The 19,422-nt window shown below is 63.4% G+C and carries 17 protein-coding genes; 3 read left to right on the forward strand and 14 right to left on the reverse strand.

The genetic code is table 11. The features are described 5' to 3' along the window. Positions 1-12: 12 nt before the first annotated feature. Positions 13-1,878: an aminodeoxychorismate synthase component I gene (gene pabB, locus FRZ40_RS14540; RefSeq protein ID WP_147234476.1), complete on the forward strand. Its 1,866-nt coding sequence runs from the start codon at positions 13-15 to the stop codon at positions 1,876-1,878. Positions 1,879-1,923: 45 nt separating this feature from the next. On the opposite strand, the gene FRZ40_RS45720 is transcribed toward pabB, so the two are convergent. The 8 genes from FRZ40_RS45720 to FRZ40_RS14575 all read right to left on the reverse strand — a co-directional run bounded on the left by FRZ40_RS45720 (position 1,924) and on the right by FRZ40_RS14575 (position 8,571). Then, on the reverse strand, positions 1,924-2,055 hold the full coding sequence (locus FRZ40_RS45720; RefSeq protein ID WP_275670997.1) for a hypothetical protein: 132 nt from the start codon (positions 2,053-2,055) through the stop codon (positions 1,924-1,926). A gap of 171 nt (positions 2,056-2,226) precedes the next feature. Then, positions 2,227-3,042, reverse strand: a complete 816-nt coding sequence (gene panB, locus FRZ40_RS14545; protein WP_147234477.1) for a 3-methyl-2-oxobutanoate hydroxymethyltransferase — start codon at positions 3,040-3,042, stop codon at positions 2,227-2,229. Positions 3,043-3,084: 42 nt separating this feature from the next. Continuing rightward, positions 3,085-3,765, reverse strand: a complete 681-nt coding sequence (locus tag FRZ40_RS14550) for a deoxynucleoside kinase (RefSeq protein ID WP_028371913.1) — start codon at positions 3,763-3,765, stop codon at positions 3,085-3,087. 11 nt (positions 3,766-3,776) lie between these two features. After that, on the reverse strand, positions 3,777-4,331 hold the full coding sequence (folK, locus tag FRZ40_RS14555; protein WP_028371914.1) for a 2-amino-4-hydroxy-6-hydroxymethyldihydropteridine diphosphokinase: 555 nt from the start codon (positions 4,329-4,331) through the stop codon (positions 3,777-3,779). 48 nt (positions 4,332-4,379) lie between these two features. Beyond that, positions 4,380-5,990: a polynucleotide adenylyltransferase PcnB gene (pcnB, locus tag FRZ40_RS14560; RefSeq protein WP_147234478.1), complete on the reverse strand. Its 1,611-nt coding sequence runs from the start codon at positions 5,988-5,990 to the stop codon at positions 4,380-4,382. Beyond that, positions 5,987-6,673 (reverse strand): histidinol-phosphatase, encoded by a 687-nt coding sequence (locus FRZ40_RS14565; RefSeq protein ID WP_028371916.1) that lies wholly within the window; start codon positions 6,671-6,673, stop codon positions 5,987-5,989. Before FRZ40_RS14565 ends, pcnB begins: the two co-directional genes overlap by 4 nt. Beyond that, the gene (gene hda / locus FRZ40_RS14570) at positions 6,666-7,439 is read right to left on the reverse strand and encodes a DnaA regulatory inactivator Hda (RefSeq protein ID WP_147234479.1); all 774 of its coding nucleotides are present in this window, start codon (positions 7,437-7,439) and stop codon (positions 6,666-6,668) included. The genes FRZ40_RS14565 and hda overlap by 8 nt, the downstream gene beginning before the upstream one ends. Positions 7,440-7,494: 55 nt before the next feature. Beyond that, the gene (locus FRZ40_RS14575; protein WP_147234480.1) at positions 7,495-8,571 is read right to left on the reverse strand and encodes an AI-2E family transporter; all 1,077 of its coding nucleotides are present in this window, start codon (positions 8,569-8,571) and stop codon (positions 7,495-7,497) included. Positions 8,572-8,668: 97 nt separating this feature from the next. On the opposite strand from FRZ40_RS14575, the gene purM reads away from it, so the two are divergent. Next, positions 8,669-9,736, forward strand: a complete 1,068-nt coding sequence (gene purM / locus FRZ40_RS14580; RefSeq protein ID WP_147234481.1) for a phosphoribosylformylglycinamidine cyclo-ligase — start codon at positions 8,669-8,671, stop codon at positions 9,734-9,736. Between the two features lie 803 nt (positions 9,737-10,539). On the opposite strand, the gene miaA is transcribed toward purM, so the two are convergent. After that, the gene (miaA, locus tag FRZ40_RS14585; protein WP_147234482.1) at positions 10,540-11,493 is read right to left on the reverse strand and encodes a tRNA (adenosine(37)-N6)-dimethylallyltransferase MiaA; all 954 of its coding nucleotides are present in this window, start codon (positions 11,491-11,493) and stop codon (positions 10,540-10,542) included. Positions 11,494-11,527: 34 nt separating this feature from the next. Continuing rightward, positions 11,528-13,594: a DNA mismatch repair endonuclease MutL gene (mutL, locus tag FRZ40_RS14590; protein WP_147234483.1), complete on the reverse strand. Its 2,067-nt coding sequence runs from the start codon at positions 13,592-13,594 to the stop codon at positions 11,528-11,530. A gap of 204 nt (positions 13,595-13,798) precedes the next feature. Between mutL and FRZ40_RS14595 the strand changes: the two genes are divergently transcribed. Next, a complete protein-coding gene (locus FRZ40_RS14595) occupies positions 13,799-14,488 on the forward strand; it encodes a DedA family protein (RefSeq protein ID WP_147234484.1) in 690 nt (229 codons plus the stop codon). A 66-nt stretch (positions 14,489-14,554) separates the two neighbouring features. Here FRZ40_RS14595 and FRZ40_RS14600 read toward each other — a convergent pair whose 3' ends face one another. From FRZ40_RS14600 to FRZ40_RS14615, 4 genes are all read right to left on the reverse strand, one after another. After that, positions 14,555-15,367, reverse strand: a complete 813-nt coding sequence (locus FRZ40_RS14600; protein WP_147234485.1) for a mechanosensitive ion channel family protein — start codon at positions 15,365-15,367, stop codon at positions 14,555-14,557. Positions 15,368-15,655: 288 nt separating this feature from the next. Then, positions 15,656-16,090 carry a hypothetical protein gene (locus FRZ40_RS14605; protein WP_240057150.1) on the reverse strand — a complete coding sequence of 145 codons (435 nt, stop codon included), beginning with the start codon at positions 16,088-16,090 and terminating at the stop codon, positions 15,656-15,658. Positions 16,091-16,261: 171 nt separating this feature from the next. Next, positions 16,262-17,641: an IS4 family transposase gene (locus FRZ40_RS14610; protein WP_147234486.1), complete on the reverse strand. Its 1,380-nt coding sequence runs from the start codon at positions 17,639-17,641 to the stop codon at positions 16,262-16,264. A 168-nt stretch (positions 17,642-17,809) separates the two neighbouring features. Next, complete coding sequence (locus tag FRZ40_RS14615) at positions 17,810-19,300, reverse strand: MFS transporter (protein WP_147234487.1); 1,491 nt, start codon at positions 19,298-19,300, stop codon at positions 17,810-17,812. Between the last annotated feature and the right edge of the window lie 122 nt (positions 19,301-19,422).

A 19,422-nucleotide genomic window follows, 5' to 3' on the forward strand; every position in this document is an offset into this window, starting at 1 on the left:
TTGGCGGTATGCATGGCGGCTCAAGCAACAGGCACCGTGTTCGCGTTGCTGGACGACTGCGACTCGACCTCGAGTCGCCGGTCGAGCCGGCTCTATACGGGGTTTCGGCACGAACACGTCTGCACTGACCGCGCGCAGCTGGATGCCGTGTGCGATGCGGCCTCGGCCGATGTCGACAGCGGCCTTTTCGCGGTCGTGCTGGCCGACTACGAGTTCGGACAGGCTTTGCAACAGAAGACGCAGCGCGCCGCTGGCACGCTGCGTTTTTTATTGTTCGATCAGTGCCAGAAAATGTCGCGCGACGAGGTGGACACCTGGCTCGCGCTCTATGACAGCGCGGCGGTCGAGCCTTCCGTGGCGGGCATCGGCGGCATTCACGCGAGCGTCGACGAAAGGGCCTTCACGCAGGCTATCGATGCCGTCCACGAGGCCTTGCGCGCCGGCGACTCCTATCAGATCAACTACACCTACCGCCTGTATTTCGACATGTTCGGCACGCCGGCCGCACTTTTCAGGCGGCTTCGCGCGCGTCAGTCGGTTCATTACGGCGCGTTGATCGCGTTGCCCGCCGATCGGTGGGTGGTTTCGTGCTCGCCGGAACTGTTCGTCGAGAAAAAGGGCGCGTCACTACGCACCCGGCCGATGAAGGGAACGGCGCCACGCTCGTCGAACGCCGAACAGGATCGCGCGGCAGCCGAATTCCTGTCTCACGATCCGAAGAACCGCGCCGAAAACGTGATGATCGTCGATCTGCTGCGCAACGATCTGTCGCGGATCGCCGAAACGGGTACGGTCAAGACACCCGCGCTCTTTTCCGTCGAGCCGTATCAGTCGGTCTGGCAGATGACGTCGACGGTGACAGCGACGTTGCGTCCGCGCACCTCGTTCGCCGATGTTTTACGCGCGCTGTTTCCCTGCGGCTCGATCACGGGCGCGCCGAAGCACAAGACCATGCAACTGATCGAGCAGCTCGAATCGACGCCGCGCGGCCTCTACACAGGCGCGATCGGCTGGTTCGACGCGCCGCCCGATCTCGGCGAAGCAGCTGGCAAGCAGTGCGGCGATTTCTGTCTGTCGGTGGCGATTCGCACGCTGACGCTCGGCGCCGCGACGCCCTTCGGACCGCGGCGCGGCGAAATGGGTATCGGCGCGGGCATCGTGCTCGACAGTGTGGCGCAAGACGAATACGCGGAGTGCAAATTGAAAGCACGTTTCCTGACGGAAGCCGACCCTGGCTTCCAGCTATTCGAAACGATGTACGCGACGCGTGAGGATGGCGTGCGGCATCTCGAACGCCATCTCGCGCGGCTCGGCAATAGCGCGCGCTGGCTGGGTTTCCCATTCGACGAAGACAGCGTGCGCGCGCAGCTCGTTGCACAATGCGCGCCGCTGCGTAGCGCAACGCCGCACCGGATGCGACTCACGCTCGACAAGGCGGGCGCAACGGAAATCACGGTTGCGCCGCTCGTGCCGCTGACGGACGAAGTGGTCGGCGTGCTGCTGGGCCCGGATCGCGGGTTCGCGGCGACGCTGGCCGCCGATCCGTTGCTGCTGCACAAAACGACGCGCCGCGCGGAATACGATCGCGGCTGGCGCGAAGCCGAATCTCACGATGCGTTCGATACGCTGTTCTTCAACGAGCGCGGCGAGTTGACCGAGGGCGGGCGCTCAAACGTTTTCGTGAAGCTCGAGGGGCGCTGGTGGACGCCGCCGTTAGCGTCGGGCGTGTTGCCGGGCGTAATGCGGGGCGCGCTGCTCGACGATCCCGGCATGCAGGCGGGCGAGCGGGTGCTGACGCGGGAAGATGTAGTGAACGCTGAAGCGCTGATGCTTTGCAATGCGCTGCGTGGCGCGTTGCCGGCGCGCATTATTGCTTGAATGGTTGGACCGGCAGCGCTGAAAGGCACAACGCAAAGGCGGGCATCAGACGTGATGCCGATGCAGCAGGCGCCCGATCCACGCGCTCAGTCGCGCGTGCCACGTTGCGTCATATTCGTGGCCGTGGTGGGCATGGTCGCGAATGCTCGTGACGTCGATCAGGCAAAAGGGGCTCATGGCGGGTTCTCCGTCGATGCGCGGCTCGCGCGCTAAAAGGAGAACGAAGATAGATGAGACCGATTGCAGGCCGAATCGGACCCGTCCTAAAGATGTGTGATCGACCGAACGAAGCCCGAACTACTGCGGGCACAATGAAAAGCGGCGCCCGAAAGCGCCGCCAGACCTGAATCAGAACGTGTGCTCCGGCCCCGGAAAGGTGCCGTCTTTAACGGCCCGCACATACGCTTCGACAGCAGCAAGAATGCTCGGCTGCCCCTGCATGAAATCCTTTACGAAGCGCGGCCGCTTGCCGGGGAAAATGCCCAGCATGTCGTGCAGCACGAGCACCTGACCCGAGCAATCGACGCCCGCTCCAATGCCGATCGTCGGAATGCGCAGTTGCTTCGTGACTTCGGCGGCCAGCAGCGTCGGCATCGCTTCCATCACCAGCAGTTGCGCGCCCGCGTCCTGCATCGCGCGCGAATCGCGCAGCAGTTGGGCCGCGCCGGATTCCGTCTTACCCTGCACCTTGAAGCCACCGAAAGCATGCACCGATTGCGGCGTGAGCCCGACGTGCGCGCACACGGGCACCGAGCGCTCGACCAGAAAGCGCACCGTATCCGCGAGCCATTCGCCGCCTTCGAGCTTGATCATTTGCGCCCCCGACTGCATCAGCTTGACGGCGTTCGCATAAGCATCGGCGGGCGTGCCGTAGGTGCCGAACGGCATGTCGGCGACGATCAGCGCCGACGGCTTCGCGCGCGCCACGCAGGCCGTGTGATAGGCGATTTCGCCGAGCGTGACTGGCAGCGTGGTGCTCTGTCCTTGCAGCACGTTGCCGAGCGAATCGCCGATCAGCAGCGAGTCGACGCCCGCGCGATCGAGCAGCGCCGCGAAGCTCGCGTCATAGCACGTGAGCATCGCGATCTTTTCGCCGGCTTCGCGCATCGCGAGGAGTTTCGGGACGGTGACGGCGCTGCGGCTCGTCTCCTGCAAATAGGTCATGGGGAGTCCGTTGATGAAGCGGCTACACGCTGCAGCCAGACGCTATAGCGTGCCGCCTTTGACAAAGAATTCCTTGCGCCCGCGCATCGTTTCGATGCGTTCGACGAGCAAAGCAAGGTCCGCGTCGGATTCGAGCGGGTTCAGGTGTTCGGCGCTGACCGTGAGAACGGACGCGCCGTCATAGTGATAGAAGAAGTCGTTGTAGGCGTCGCACAGCGAGCGCAGATACGCATCCGAAATCTGCAGCTCCATCGGCACCGCGCGCTTCTGGATGCGTGAAAAGAGCACTTCGGGGCTGGCCTGCAGATAGATGATCAGATCGGGCGACGGCCCAGGCGTATCGAGTTTCGCCGCGAGCGCGCGATACAGCTGGTACTCGTCGTCCTGCAGCGTCAGACGCGCGAAGATGTCGTTCTTCTGCGTCATGAAATCGGTGATGAGCGGCGTGCCCGTGGTGCGCAGCGCGGCGATGTCCTGCGTCTGCTGCGCGCGCTGTAACGCGAAGCTCAGCTGCGCTTGCAGTGCATAGCGCGACGTGTCGCGATAAAAGCGTTCGAGAAACGGATTGTCCTGCGGACGTTCGAGCAGTTCATGCATCGACCAACGCTGCGCAAGCCGGCGCGCGAGCGACGTCTTGCCGACGCCGATCGGCCCTTCGATCGTCAGATAGCCGTGCGGCGGACGCAGGTCGGGCGCCGTCACGGTGAGCGGCGGAGCGGTCATGGGCAGCGAATTCATCGGCAACCGCCTTTCGGCTCGGCGCTCACGGCGCTGACGCCGTCAGCCACACCGGGCGCGAGACACTGACACGCAGACTTCATCTTCTCGATGCGCTGATTCGCGACGGCCGACAGAAACGCATCGGCGCGCCCGCGTTGCGGAATGATCAGCGTGGGTTCGATTTCGAGGAGCGGCACGAGCACGAACGCGCGCTCGGTCATACGCGGATGCGGCACGATCAGATCGGGTTCGTCGATGGCGTGTTCGCCGTACAGCAGAATGTCGAGATCGAGCGTGCGCGGCGCGTTGCGAAAAGGACGCTCCCGGCCGAAGTGATGCTCGATCTTATGGCACAGCGCGAGAAGATGCCGCACGGGCATCGAAGTGTCGAGCTTGACGACGAGATTCAGATAATCGTCGCCGCCCGCGTCGATCGGGGCGGTTCGATAAAGGCTCGATTTCGCGAGCACGGTGATGGTGTGATGTTGTGCGAGACACACCACCGCGTCTTTCAGGGTCTGGCGCGCGTCCCCGAGATTCGCGCCGAGGCCGAGATAGGCAACCGTCATGGCATAACTTCCTGCAACTTGCGTTCGACGGCGCGCGCCGGAAATGCGTCAGTCCTCATGCGGGCCGTCTTGGCTCGCATCGTCTGCTGCCTGGTTTCCTGAAGCCGTGCCGCCCTCCATTCCGTCGCCCTGTTTGCTGCGGTTCCGGCCACTGCTGCGCCGCCGTCGTTTTCTGGGCGTCCGGTCCTTCCCGCCTTGCGAAAGCAGTGCTTCGCGTGCGGCGGCGTCTCCTTCGATGAACTCTGTCCACCACGAACCGACTGCTTCATCCAGTTCGCCCGATTCGCAGCGCAACAGGAGGAAATCATACCCCGCTCTAAATCTTTGGTGTTCCAGCAGCTTTAGCGCGCTGCGGCCCGAGCGTTTTTCGAGCCGATGCTGCAAGCCCCAGATTTCGCGCATGTCCGACGAGAAGCGCTTGTGAATGGCGAGCTTCTCGGTCTGCATGTCGAGCACGTCGTCCATCGCGCGATGCAGCGCGGGCACGGGGTACTCGCCGTTCGCCTCGTACTGCTGCCAGCGCTGCTGCATGTCGTGCCAGAGAAGCGTGGCGAACAGGAAGCCGGGCGACACCGGCTTGCCTGCACGCACGCGCGCGTCCGTGTTGTTCAGCGCGAGCGTGATGAATTTCTCGCCGTGCGGCTGTTCCAGCACCACGTCGAGCAGCGGCAGCAGGCCGTGATGCAGCCCTTCCTTGCGCAGACGCTGCAGGCACGCGAGCGCGTGGCCCGACAGCAGCAGCTTGAGCATCTCGTCGAACAGACGCGCGGCGGGCACGTTGTTGATCAGGTCGGCGAGTTCGGTGATGGGCGCACGCGTCGCTTCGTCGATATCGAAGTCGAGCTTCGCCGCGAAGCGCACGACGCGCAGCATCCGCACGGGGTCTTCGCGATAGCGCGTCGCGGGATCGCCGATCATGCGCAGCAGGCGCGCGCGCACGTCGGCCATGCCGTTGTGATAGTCGAGCACCGTCTGCGTCGCGGGGTCGTAGTACATCGCGTTGACCGTGAAGTCGCGGCGCGTGGCGTCTTCGTGCTGTTCGCCCCAGACGTTGTCGCGCAGCACGCGGCCGCTTGCATCGACGGCATGCGTGCGGCGGTCCAGTTCGTCCCGTTTCAGGCGGCGCGGCGGCGCGGAATCGGCGGGCGGTGCGTCCACGAGTGCGCGGAACGTCGACGTTTCGATGATTTCCTGGCCGAACTGCACGTGCACGATCTGGAAGCGCCGGCCGATGATGCGTGCGCGGCGGAACAGCTTCTGCACCTGTTCGGGGGTGGCGTCGGTAGCGACGTCGAAGTCTTTCGGCGCGATGCCGAGCAGCAGATCGCGCACCGCGCCGCCGACGATGAACGCGCGAAAGCCCGCCTGCTGCAGGCCTTCCGTCACGCGAATGGCGTTGCGGGAAATCAGCGACGGGTCGATGCCGTGAATATCGGACGAGATGATGACGGGCGCATCGGGCTCGGGCACGGCGGCTGCAGCGGCGGCCTTGCGACGCGAGCCGCCTTTCGGCGAGGCGCTTTTCGATGACGAACGGGTCGCGCGGCCGTTGTGTGCGGGCTCGTCGAGCGAGGAATCGTCGGATTGTGCGGACGGCGCGGCTTCGTCAGCGGGCTCCTCGTCCTGTCCGAACAGCTTGCGGATGAGTTTCTTGATCACGTGGGTTGAAAGAGTTCGAGGATGCGCCAGCCTTGCTTCTGCGCGTGAGCGCGTAGCGTGTCGTCGGGGTTGGTCGCGATCGGGTCGGTGACCTTTTCGAGCAGCGGAATGTCGTTATGCGAATCGCTGTAGAAATAGCTGCGCTCGAAATCCGACCAGGTTTTGCCCAGCGACGCGAGCCATTCTTCCGTGCGCACGATCTTGCCTTCACGGTAGCTCGGCGTGCCTCGCGGAAAGCCGGTGTAGTCCGAAGCTGGATGGCCGTCGACCGTTTCCACTTCGCACGCAATCAGTTTTTCGATGCCGAACACTTCGGCGATGGGCGCGGTGATGAATTCGTTGGTCGCGGTGACCATGCAGCACAGATCGCCTGCGTCGAGGTGCTTTTGCACGAGTTCCATCGCGGCGGGCACGATGGCCGGCTTGATGACTTCGTGCATGTACTGGTCGTGCCATATTTTCAGCTGCGCGCGCGGGTATTTCGCCAGCGGCGTCAGCATCGCGACCAGATAGGCATGAATGTCGAGCTTGCCGGCCTTGTAGTCGGCAAAGAAGCGATCGTTTTCACGCGCGAAACTTTCGGCTTCGACAATGCCGAGTTTCACCATGAAGCGGCCCCATTCGTGGTCGCTGTCTGTGGGGATGAGCGTGTGATCGAGGTCGAAGAGAGCGAGGTTAGCCATGAGGGACTATTTTACTTGAAGCGGATGACGAGGCCTGTAGAGCCGCGCGCCGCGGACTGTCGGCGCTGCCGCCCGCATTATCGGGCGAAGCGAGCATCGTGCGCAGCAACGGGAGCGTGACGGCGCGTTTCTGTTCGAGCGAGAAGCGGTCGAGCGCGTCGAGCAAGGCCATCAGGCTGGGCATGTCGCGGCGGAAATGCGTGAGCAGATAGGCGGGCACGTCGTCGGCGAGATTGATGCCGCGTTCGCGTGCGGCGCGCTTGAGCACGGCCGCCTTGCCGTCGTCGGCGAGCGGCGCGACGTGGAACACGAGACCCCAGCCCATGCGCGTGCGCAGGTCTTCGCGCACTTCTAGCCCCATCGGCGCGGCGTTGCCCGTGACGACGAGCGCGCTGGTCGGATGCGCGCGCACTTCGTTGACGAGATTGAACAGCGCGATCTGCTGCGCGCCGTTCAGGCGCTCGCAATCGTCGATCGCGTACAGCGTGACGGCGGGATCGAAGCTGAACGCCGCGAGGCTGCTCTGCGGGCCGGCATAGCGCGCGTGGCCGGGCGGCGCTTCATGCACGAGCGCTTCCAGCAGATGCGTGCGGCCGCTGCCCGATTCGCCCCAGACGTAGAACGTGCGGTCCGCGACCGGGCCGGCCGAAAGCGCCGCGTCCAGTTCGCGCAGGCGCGTCACCAGCTCGGCGTTGGCGCCGGCGAAGAAATTGTCGAATGTCGATGGCGGCGGGGTGCCGAGATCGAGCGTCAGTTGGCGCGACACAATAGATAAGCCGTAAGTAAGCCCTGAATGATCCGTTAACCAGTCCGATTGGCGATCAGTTCTTGTAAAGCGAACTCGACAGATAGCTCTGCCGCAGCTCGCGAAACGCGACGGAGAGTATCGCGCTGACGGGCAGCGCGAGCAGCACGCCAAAAAAGCCGAACAGCTGGCCGAACGCGAGCAGCGCGAAGATCACCGCGAGCGGATGCAGGCCGATCCGTTCGCCGACAAGCCGCGGCGTCAGGAAAAAACTTTCCAGTATCTGGCCGATGCCGTAGACCACTGCGACGGCGCCGAAGCCGTACCAGTTGCCGAACTGCAGCAGCGCGGCGACGAGCGCGAGCCCGAGCCCCGTTGCGAAGCCGATATACGGAATGAACACCGCGAGTCCGGTAAAGATGCCCACGGGCAGCGCGATTTCGAATCCGGCAATATACAGCGCGACCGCATAGAAGACGGCGAGCACGCCCATCACGAGCAACTGGCCACGCAGGTATTGCGACAGCATGTGATCCATGTCGCGCGCGAGGTGGATCGTCTTCGCGAACCAGCGGCGCGGGATGAAGCCGCGCACGCGCGCGAGCATCGCGTTCCAGTCGTACAGCAGATAGAACAGCACGAGCGGCACCATCACCACGTTGCCGACGACCGTGATCATCACGTTCGAGCTGGTGCGGATCGACGTCCAGGCGTACAGCGCGACCGTCTGCGCACTGCCTTCGAGCTGGCCCATCACCATGTCGCGGATGCTCGCGAAATCGAGCGCGTCGTTCACGCCCAGCACGGCGAGCTTCGGCGTGACCCAGCCATGCAGATGCGAGAAGAACACGGGCACCTGCTGCTTGAGCTGCGGCACTTCCTTCTGGATGACGCCCAGCACGAGCAGCCCGAGCAGCGTGACGATCGCGACGAAGAACAGGATCATCAGCATCGCGGCGAGGCCGCGCGGCACGCGGCGGCGCGTCATCCACGCGACGCCCGGCTGCAGGATGTAAGCGAGGATCGCGCCGAGCAGGAACGGCGTGAGCACGGGGCTCAACAGCCAGACCAGAATGCCTACGGCAAGCGCAATGGCAAGCCAGATAAAGGCGCGGCGCTGATACGGCGTGAGAATCGGACTGTTTTGCTGCAAAGCGGATTTCCCTGGTGTCGTGTCGGCGTCTCAAATTCCAGCCACGCGGCCGGCATCGGGTAAAATCGCATTTTACCGACCTTCGAGCGCTCGCCCCATGAATCAACCGAAATCCGCCCCGAATTCCCCTGATTCGGCCCAAGGTTTGTCGTATCGCGACGCAGGCGTGGACATCGACGCGGGCGACGCCCTCGTCGACGCGATCAAGCCGTTTGCCAAGAAAACGCTGCGTGACGGCGTGCTGGGCGGCATCGGCGGGTTCGGCGCGCTGTTCGAGGTACCGAAGAAGTACAAGGAGCCGGTGCTCGTGTCGGGCACGGATGGCGTCGGCACGAAGCTGAAGCTCGCGTTCCAGCTGAACCGCCACGACACTGTCGGCCAGGATCTGGTCGCGATGAGCGTCAACGACATTCTGGTGCAGGGCGCCGAGCCGCTGTTTTTCCTCGACTATTTCGCGTGCGGCAAGCTGGACGTCGGCACGGCGGCGACGGTCGTCAAGGGCATTGCGCAGGGTTGCGAACTGGCCGGCTGCGCGCTGATCGGCGGCGAGACGGCTGAAATGCCGGGCATGTATCCGGATGGCGAATACGATCTGGCGGGCTTCGCGGTCGGCGCGGTGGAGAAGAGCAAGATCATCGACGGCAGCAAGATCGTGCCGGGCGACGTCGTACTGGGCCTTGCGTCGAGTGGTATCCATTCGAACGGTTACTCGCTGGTGCGCAAGATCATCGAGCGCGCGCAGCCCGATCTCGACGCCGACTTCGACGGCCGCACGCTGGCGCAAGCGCTGATGGCACCGACGCATATTTACGTGAAGCCGTTGCTGGCGCTGATGCAGCAGCTCGAAGTGAAGGGCATGGCGCACATCACGGGCGGCGGTCTGGTCGAGAATATTCCGCGCGTTCTGCGCGACGGCTTGACGGCCGAGCTGGATCATCGTGCGTGGCCCTTGCCGCCGCTGTTTGCATGGCTGCAGAAGCATGGCGGTGTCGCCGATGCTGAGATGCATCGGGTGTTCAATTGTGGGATCGGGATGGCTGTGATTGTGTCTTCTGCCGACGCCGATGCCGCTATTGGGCTTTTGTCTGCTGCTGGTGAGCAGGTCTGGAAGATTGGTACTGTTCGTCAGAGTAACGAAGGTGAGGCGCAGACCGTCGTGGTCTGATTTTGCCTGCGGCGGCTTTTTTTAGTCACCGGTTTTGGTTTTGCCTGCGGCGGCCTTTTTGGGTCGCCGTTTTTGTTTTTTTTGCTGCGCTGGCATTCGCGTTTGGCGTCTGTGTTGGCATCCGCGTTTTGCTTTCTGTGCTTCTTGCGTTGCCCCTGTGCGGGGCGGCACCTACTTTTCTTTTCAGCTATGTCTCCAGTCTGTACACAGCGGCAAAGAAAAGTAGGCAAAAGAAAGCCGCTCACACCGCCAGTTCTAGTCGTTGCCTGCGGGCCCCCAACGGGTCCCGCACTCCAGACGGCAACACGCTATTTCATGTGTGTTGCCAACGCCTCTAACAAACGCATCACCCACTCCAGTCACCCGTAGCGCAGCCAGCGGCAGCGAATGGTTGGCGCCGCCAAGGTGGCAAACTGTGTGTAGCTTGTCGCACCTTACGCGTTGGCGCTTCTACGACACCGATCCCGCTTTTCAGTCCGGAGTGGTGCACTTCCGTCGCGACGGCCTACACACCGTTTGCCACCTGGGCGGCGGTGAACTTTCTGGTAAAGAGAAACGTGACGCGGGAGTGTGAAGCGGGTGAGGCGTGAGTTAGTTAGTACGCTGGCAACGGGCGTAAGACAGTGCGTTGCCGCGTGAAGTGCGGGACCCGTTGGGGGCCCGCAGGCAAACACAAGGACTGGCGGGGTTAGCCCGCTTTCTTTGCTTACTTTCTTTGCGGCGGCAAAGAAAGTAAGTGCCGCCCCGCACAGGGGCAACGCTAATAAACCGATACGAATACGCGGACGCCAGCGCAAAAAAACTCACCCAGCGAAAACCTGCTCAATAGCCCGAACGGCCAAATCACTAACATCGCCTGCGCAGCAATCAACCACAATACGTTCAGGCATAGCCCGCAACCACGTGAGTTGACGTTTACAAAGCTGCCGCGTCGCAAAGACGCCTTTATCCCGCATGGTGTCGTAGTCGATAGCACCGTCGAGATACTCCCAAACCTGCCGATACCCGACGCACCGCATAGACGGCAGTCCTGCATGCAGATCGCCGCGCGCGCGAAGCCGCCGCACTTCATCGACAAAACCATTCGCGAGCATCGCATCGAAGCGCCGCTCGATACGCGCATGCAGCACGCTGCGATCGGAAGGCTCAAGCGCGATGGGAACGAAGCGATACAGGGCCGCCGTATCGGCGCTGCGTGCAGGCGCGGCCAGCAAGGCAGACATCGGCTGCCCCGTCACCATGAACACCTCCAGCGCCCGCTGAATCCGCTGTGAATCGTTCGGCGCAAGGCGCGCAGCCGTCACAGGATCGACGGCAGCAAGCCGCGCATGCAACGCGGGCCAGCCTTCGCGCGCAGCGTCAGCATCGAGCGTCGCGCGCACGTCGGGATCGGCGGCGGGCAGGTCGTTCAAACCCTGCGTCAACGCCTTGTAGTACAGCATCGTGCCGCCGACCAGCAACGGCACGTTGCCGCGCGCCGTGATCTCACCGACGAGACGCAGCGCGTCGGCGCGGAAATCGGCCGCGGAGTAAGCGTCGGCAGGATCGACGATGTCGATCAGATGGTGTGGCGCAATCGCGCGTTCTTCCTTCGACGGCTTCGCAGTACCGATATCCATCTCGCGATACACGAGCGCCGAGTCGACGCTGATGATCTCGACGGGCGCCCGCGCGGCAAACGCCAGCGCGGCCGCCGTCTTGCCGGAAGCAGTCGGGCCCAAAAGACAGGCGATGTTGTGCGATGCGTGCTGCGTCATGAAATACGTGCGCGGAAGAGAAAGACCACAGTGCTCACTGTCCGCGTATGAACAGCCGGTCGAGGTCGGCGAGCGTCAGCTGGTACCACGTCGGGCGCCCGTGATTGCATTGATCGGCACGCTCGGTCGCTTCCATCTGACGCAACAGCGCGTTCATTTCATCGAGCGTCAGTCGCCGGTTCGCGCGCACGGCATGATGGCACGCAAGCGTGCCGAGCAGCTCGTGCTGCCGCTCGGTCAGCACGCGCGAGCCGCCGTACGCCTGAAGATCGGACAACACCGCGCGCGCGAGCGCCTGCAAGTCGGCGTCCTTCAGCAGCGCGGGCACGGCGCGGATCGCGATGCTCGTCGGCGACAGCACGGCGAGATCGAAGCCGAGCGCATCGAGCGTCTCGCGCTCTTCTTCGACCACGCCGATCTCGACGGCATCGGCCGTCATCGATACGGGGATCAGCAGCGGCTGCACGGCAATCGCGCGATCGGCGAGCGCGTTCTTGAACTGCTCGTACAGGATGCGCTCGTGCGCCGCGTGCATATCGACGATCACGAGGCCGCGCGCGTTCTGCGCAAGCACGTAGATGCCGTGGATCTGACCGAGCGCGAAGCCGAGCGGCTGTTCGTCGTTCGGATTGAAGCTCTGCGGCGCGCCTGAAGCTTGCGAAGGCGCAAAGCCCGCGAAAGGCGAGGGTGCGCCGGCGCCGTCAGCCGTGTCGGCCGCGTCGCGCAATTCGAGCGTGGTCGTGCCTTGCGATGTGCCCGCCCCCGTGTCCTTGCGGCCGAACAGCGCGTCGTAGAGCGCGAGCGGCTGCGCGACGGGCAGCGTGCCTTGTGTCATGCGCGCCTGGCGCATCCACGTGTTGCCCGGCTGGGAACTGCCGCCGTCGCTGACCCTGAAGCCGCCGCCGAGCGGCGTCGAGCCGAACGAAGCGGGCGTGCCAAAGGGAGCCGATGAACCTGGCGAAGCAGAAGGCATCGGTTCGATCCGCGCCGCGTGTCCACCCGACGTCGTATCCGGCGATGCGCCCGCGTGTCTCGCGAGCGCGCGCTGCACGGCATGGAACACGAACTGGTGAATCGAGCGCGAATCGCGGAAACGCACTTCGATTTTCGACGGATGCACGTTCACGTCGACGGCCTCGGGCGGCAGATCGAGGAACAGCACATACGACGGATAGCGGTCGCCGTGCAGCACGTCTTCGTACGCGGCGCGCACGGCATGCGTGAGCAGCTTGTCGCGCACGAAGCGGCCGTTGACGAAGAAATACTGCTGGTCGGCGCGTCCGCGGCTCGCGGTCGGCAGGCCGGCGCAGCCGTACACGGCGAGCGGTCCTGCCGCTTCGTCGAGGGGCAGATGAGCGGTGGCGAACGTCTCGCCGAGAATCTTCGCGACGCGCGTCGAGGGATCGCTCGCATTCCAGTGCTCGAAAGCGCGGCCGTTGTGCAGCACCGAAATCGCGACGTCGGGCCGCGCGAGCGCCGCGCGCCGGATCATCTCCAGACAATGGCCGAGTTCCGTCTGCTCGCTCTTCAGGAATTTGCGGCGCGCGGGCGTGTTGAAGTACAGCTCGCGCACTTCGATCGTCGTGCCGCGCGTGCCCGCCGCGGGGGACAGCGCACCCGTTTGCGCATCGATGCGCATCGCGTGCGAAACATTCTCAGTGCGGCTCGTGATCTGCATCTCCGACACGGACGCAATCGACGCCAGTGCTTCGCCGCGAAACCCGAGCGTCGCGACCGCTTCGAGTTCGGCGAGCGAGCGAATCTTGCTCGTCGCGTGACGCATCAACGCGAGCGCAAGTTCGGCTTCGGGGATGCCGCAGCCGTCGTCGGTGATCGAGATGCGCTTGACGCCGCCTTCGTCGAGCAGGATGCGCAGCGTTTTGGCGCCGGCGTCGAGCGCATTTTCCAGCAGTTCCTTCACGACGGACGCCGGCCGCTCGACCACTTCCCCCGCCGCGATCTGGCTGATCAGCTGGTCGGGTAGCGGCTGGATGGCGCGCAATGGACGCGGTGTGAGGGCGCTTTCGGCAGAGGCGCTCGCATCCGGTGAGGCGGGCAGCGCATCAGCGTGCGTTTCGGAGGATTCTGGGATCGCGGACATGGCGAAATTATAGCGATTCGTCGCAAACCGTCTGAACGTGCAGCTAACGAGCGACTTTTTTTCAAGACGTCATGGCACTTTCGGTATCATGGCGCGGTCAATTTTCTGGCCAGGACGCGGTTCATAGCGTCATATCAAGCGCCAACAGCGCGACGGGGCACGATGCCCGTCACGTCAGCCATCTGATTTTATAAAGGACGACCTTTGGACACGCTGCTGCAATTCGTCAATCTTGTCCTGCACATCGACAAGTTTCTCGGAGTCTTCATTCACCAGTACGGCGCATGGGTCTACGCGGTGCTGTTCCTGATCGTCTTCTGCGAGACGGGTCTCGTCGTGCTGCCGTTCCTGCCTGGCGATTCGCTGCTGTTCATCGGCGGCGCGTTTTGCGCAACGGGCGAAATGAACATCGAACTGCTGGTCGTGCTGCTGCTCGCGGCCGCGGTGCTCGGTAACACGGTCAACTACATGATCGGGCGCGCGATCGGGCCGAAGGTCTTCAACTCGCACATACCCGTGCTCGAACGGTTCCTCGATCGCGAAGCGCTGCGCAAGACGCACGACTTCTACGAGCGCCACGGCGGCAAGACGATCGTGCTCGCGCGTTTCATCCCCGTCGTGCGGACCTTTGCGCCGTTCGTCGCAGGCGCGTCGCAGATGTCCGTCAAGCGCTTCCAGTTCTTCAACATCGCGGGCGCGCTGTTCTGGGTGCTGCTGCTCACGCTGCTCGGTTTCTTCTTTGGCAATATTCCCTTCATCCGCCAGTATCTGAATGTGATCGTGCTGGTCGGTATCGGCGCGGCCATCGTGCCCGTCGTGCTCGGCGCGGTGTGGAAAATGGTTCGCAGCAAGCGTCAGCCGTCGGGCTCGGCCGGCAACCGCACGGGACATTGACGAAACGCGGCGGCAGGCATCCGTTCACCGGATGCCTGCGCAACGAACCTCGCGGACAAGGCAATACTAGGCAGCCGCGCGCCGCACGACGGGCGTTTCCGGCGTCGGATATCCCGCTTCGCGGAAGGTATCGACGATCGCGCGGTTCGTATCGAAGTAGACCTGCCAGTAGTGGTCGTTATGCGTGTAGGGCCGCACGCACAGGAGCGGCCCTTCCGGCGTGAACGACAGCACCTCGATATCCGGCGGGGGACTCTCCGAAACATTCGGAATCTTCGTGACGGCAGCGCGCAGCCGGTTCGCCGCATCGATGGGATCCACGCCGTTCGCCACCTTCGCCGTCAGTTCGACGCGCCGCACCGGTTGCGCGCTGTAGTTCGAAATCACGCCGGAAAAAATCGTGTTGTTGCCGATAATGGTCAGCACGTTGTCGGGCGTGATGATCGTCGTGCCGAACAGGCCGAGTTCCTGGACCGTGCCCGTCACGCCGCCCGCCGTCACGAAATCGCCCACTTTGAACGGCCGCAGCACCTGCATGAAGATACCCGCCGCAAAGTGCGCGAGCAGGCCGCCCCACGCCGTGCCGATCGCGAGACCGACGCCCGCGAGCAGCGCGGCGAACGAGGTGGTCTGGACGCCGAACACCTGCAGGATCGCGAGCACCAGCAGCAGGTTCAGAATGCCCGCGAGGATCGAGCCGAGATAGTGCGCGAGGGTCGGGTCGACCCTGCTGTTGCGCGCGAGCACCTTGCGCAACAGGCCGATGATGAGCCCGATCACCCATCGCCCGATGATCCACAGAACGATCGCGCCGAGTACCTTGGTTCCGAAGTCGATGCCCCGGGTCATCAGAAAGGCGCGTACGGATTCGATATCCACGATTCCCTCGCTTGAGTCGGTTGCGTATGACTGACTGCGTGCATGCGACGGCGCAGCGGACGCGAGGCGGATTCAGCAGGGAGGACGCCGCGTCCATCGCGTGGTGCTACACGATGTTCTTTTACGGTACGGCGAACGGCTTGAGCGGGCGGAGTTGCCCGGGATGCGAGAAACGGCGGCGCAGTTGCCGCTGCCTGCAATCATCGAGTGTTATAGGCGATGGCGCGGCCCTGAGCAAGCGGTATTCCCGGTCAGGAGGCGCCTGTATCGAGCCGCGTGCACGTCAGGTCAGGCCGACGTGCCGACGACGGCCCGCGCGCCGGTGCGCTCGGCGGCCCTGCGGCTGCGCATGCGCGACAGGCCGATGGCGATCCCGCATGCCGTCAGATAAGCGGCGAGACGCGTCATGAACGCCTCGGTCGTGCTGAACTTGCCGTAGCGCGTCTGCGAATCGGCGAATACAAGAAAGGTCAGCACGGCATCGAACAGCAGCGCCACCGCGACGAACGCAACGAACATCAGGTAGCCGTTCGCACCGGCGTCGGGCCTGATCCGGTTGACGACGCAACATGCGGCGAGCAGCACGGCCAGAATGGCCAGATTCGAAATCAGATCGAGCAGGTAATTGATCATGACGTTGAGATGAAAGCGATCGTTGACGATGCCTCTCGCCCTATGCGATCGATGCACGAAAGCCGGGCCTGCGAGTAGCCGCGCGATCATGGCACGCCGTTTCATCTCGATAAATGGAAATGTATGGACTACGGAATAACGCGTTGGAAACGCACGACACGCCGCGATGGTTTGTGACGCTTTCGCTGGCGCAAGGCGCGTCGAATGTAAAAAAGGGTCTCCGGTTGCCCCTCAGGATTACCCACAAGTGCCGTGATCGCGCTATTCGTTCTGCCGGAATATGCGGTACGTCATCGTAATTTCGTGCAGGGCAAGGAAGCCGCGCCAGATCACGGTGGGGCCGGGCGGATGATCATGCTTTCGTGCGAGATAGCCGCCGAGTTTGGCGATCCACAAGACGACCTGTCCAAGTGACGGTGGCTCAGAAGGCGCTTTTACGGTGCCATGCATCCGGCAATACAGGGCTTGCCACTCGATCGTTTGCAGCAGTACTTCGCACGTGAGGTTGCCATCGAGCCGGGCAAGCAGCATGGCGTACAGGATTTTCCAACTTATCACGGCGAACAAGGCGGTGGCGCGCACGAACCGGTCGAGACTGCCAAACTGACGGGCTTCAACGCGACAGCCACTTTTGAGCACTCGGTGCCACGATTCAATCGTCCATCGGCGCGCATACCACGCCAGACGTTCGAGGGCCTGTGCCCGCGTGTGCGTGGGCACCGAAGTTAGCAAGAGCCACTCCAATGGCTCGATTCCTTCGCGCACGTTCGTTTCCAGCGCGTGAATTGCGAACACCTCAATCTCGGGAAGCTTCTCCCGACGACGGCTATACGGTGGACAAAGGCGTACGGGCATGCACCGCACAACCAGTCGTGCGGTCCTCGCCGGCCGGTTTTCACGCGCCGGCAACTGTATTTGTGTTTGGCCAAGCGCCGGCGCGGCCAACACGGTCTCCCACAGATGCCCGTCAGGATGAGCAACACGTCGGTTCCACGATGCTCGCACCAACCAGTCGACACCGGCAGGTCGCTGCGCGAGGAACACATCGTAGACGTCACCTTCGCGATCGCTCACGCCGACGATGTGCGTGCCTGGACAGTGCGGCTTGAGTGCATTCAGTTGCTCGCCTCCTTCAAGCCATTTCGCACTTTCCTTCTCGCGGACCGGCCGCTGCTCGCGAAGATGTTTCTTGCCAAACTCTTCGGGTCGACGTATCCACGTTTTCATGCCTATTACGCCGAGTGGCAAGCCCTCTGGCGTAAGCGCGAGCAGGCTGTGTATCAGGAAGCCTCGGACGTGAGAATCAGAACCATATCCCAAGCCTTCGGTTGCCCGCAGGTGGGACAAGTTGAATTCAGTTGTGTCCTGCACTGCAAGGACGACCGGGACGCGCTGCATACGACGCAGTGTTTGACCAATATGCGCGCCCAACACGCCGTCGACATCGACGTGCGAATTATCAAAAAAGCGATAGGCCGCCTTTAGCTCGGCTCCGTTGAGCGATTGCGGAAATGAGCAATGCGGCCCCATCGAGAGCCTACGCGCCAGCGCCACGAGCCGTCTGGTCAGGCGAGCGTCGCCAAGCTCGGCTGCACCAAACTCCTCACTTGCCCAATCATTAAGGTCAACGGTGTCCGGCAATGCCTTGCATCACAGTTCACGAGTTGACGAAAGTTAACATCTACCGTCGTCGTTTACAAGAAGACTCTCATCGGCGACGCAACTTATAGCGACTTGTGGGTAATCCTGAGGGTTGCCCGGAGACCCTTTTCTCTTTCATGACATCAGTGAACGTCGTACCGAAGAACTTTACGGTTTGACCGACGCTGCAGGCGCGAAGTCCTCCGCGTCGACGTCGTAGCCCGATGGCTCCCAGCGGATCGCCAGCAGCGCGATGAGGCCGCACAGCGGCGCGACCGCTATGATCCAGAACACGCGCGTATGCAGCGCCGCAGCGAGCACGGGGAAGAGGAACAGCGAGACGGTCGAGCTGGCGCGCATCAGCGTCTGGTTAAAGCCGACGCCGACGCCGCGCAGCGAAGTCGGATAGCTCAGCGACGCAAACGTCATGCTGTGCGAGCCGGGCCCGAAGCCCTGGCCGAACAGGAACAGCGCGAGCATCGCGATCGCAATGGCGACCTGCGCGCCGCCCGCCGGCTTGCCGACGACGGCAAGGCCGACCAGCGCCACGAGCTGGCAGGCGTAGCCGAGCACCGTCAGCTTCCACGCGCCGACCTTCGGCACCGTGCGCACCGCAATGATGCCGCCGACGAACGCAAACGCGAGATTGAGCACGAGCGACGCGAGGATCGTCGTGAGCATCGACTGCGCGAGGAAGCTCGAGATGATCACGGGCAAGCCGAACGCGACCGCGTTATACGCAAACGACGACGCGATCGCGATCACCGTCGCGAGCACCGTGCGCTTCAGATAGACGCCTTTGAGCAGCGTGCCGTAGTTTTTCCACGATGCCTGGCGGACATGGCTGCGCTTCGCGGCGGCAGCGGCATCCGGCGCGACGTCGGCGTCGATTCCGTACGAGCGTCTGAGAATCTGCGCAGCGCCTTGAAGATCGCCCTGATTCGCGGCCCAGACGGGCGATTCGCTGATATAGCGGCTGCGGATCGCGATGATGGCGATCGCGGGCACGGCGCCGAAGCCGAGAATCAGACGCCATAGCAGAGGCTGGTGGCTCTCCGGCAGCGTGGAGTAAAACGCGAGTACGAGCAGATACGACACGCTGATGGCCGCATACCAGACGGGGCACCACATCGCGACGCGCGCGGCCTTGTTGCCCTTGCCCTGCAGGCGCGAGAACTCGGCGAGAAACGCCATCGCGACGGGCAGGTCGATACCGACGCCCAGTCCCATCACGAAGCGCGCGCCGCCGAGCACCCACGCGTTCGGCGCGAATGCGCAGGCGAGGGCGGCGATCACGAAGAAGAACATGTCGGCCATGAACACGCGGTAGCGGCCGATGCGGTCAGTCAAAAAGCCGCCGAGAAACGCGCCGACGATCGCGCCGAACGTGATCGCCGAAGCAACGAAGCCCGTTCCCGCCGGCGTCAGCGAGAATTCGCGCGCGACGTCCTTGAGACCGAACGCGAGCGCGCCGAGATCGTAGGCATCGAGAAATACGCCGCCTAGCGCGATCGCGACGACGATGCGCGCATCGGCGCCGACGGCGGCGCCCTGGTTGACGAGTGCCGACACGTCGGCGGCGGAGCGGATGACAGGCTTGTTATTGGCGCGGGACGATGCCGGCGCGACGCCTGCTTCGGGCGCGAGAAGGGTGGACATGCGGCTGGTGCGCGCAAAAGAGCGAATCGTACTGGCGCTCATTTGCCGTCACCAACGTTATTTTTGTTATTAGCTCATGCCGGCCGTCATCCAGGAAGCATGACGGCCGGCGGGGGCGAGTC

The sequence above is a fragment of the Paraburkholderia azotifigens genome (genome assembly GCF_007995085.1).
GTDB lineage: Bacteria > Pseudomonadota > Gammaproteobacteria > Burkholderiales > Burkholderiaceae > Paraburkholderia > Paraburkholderia azotifigens.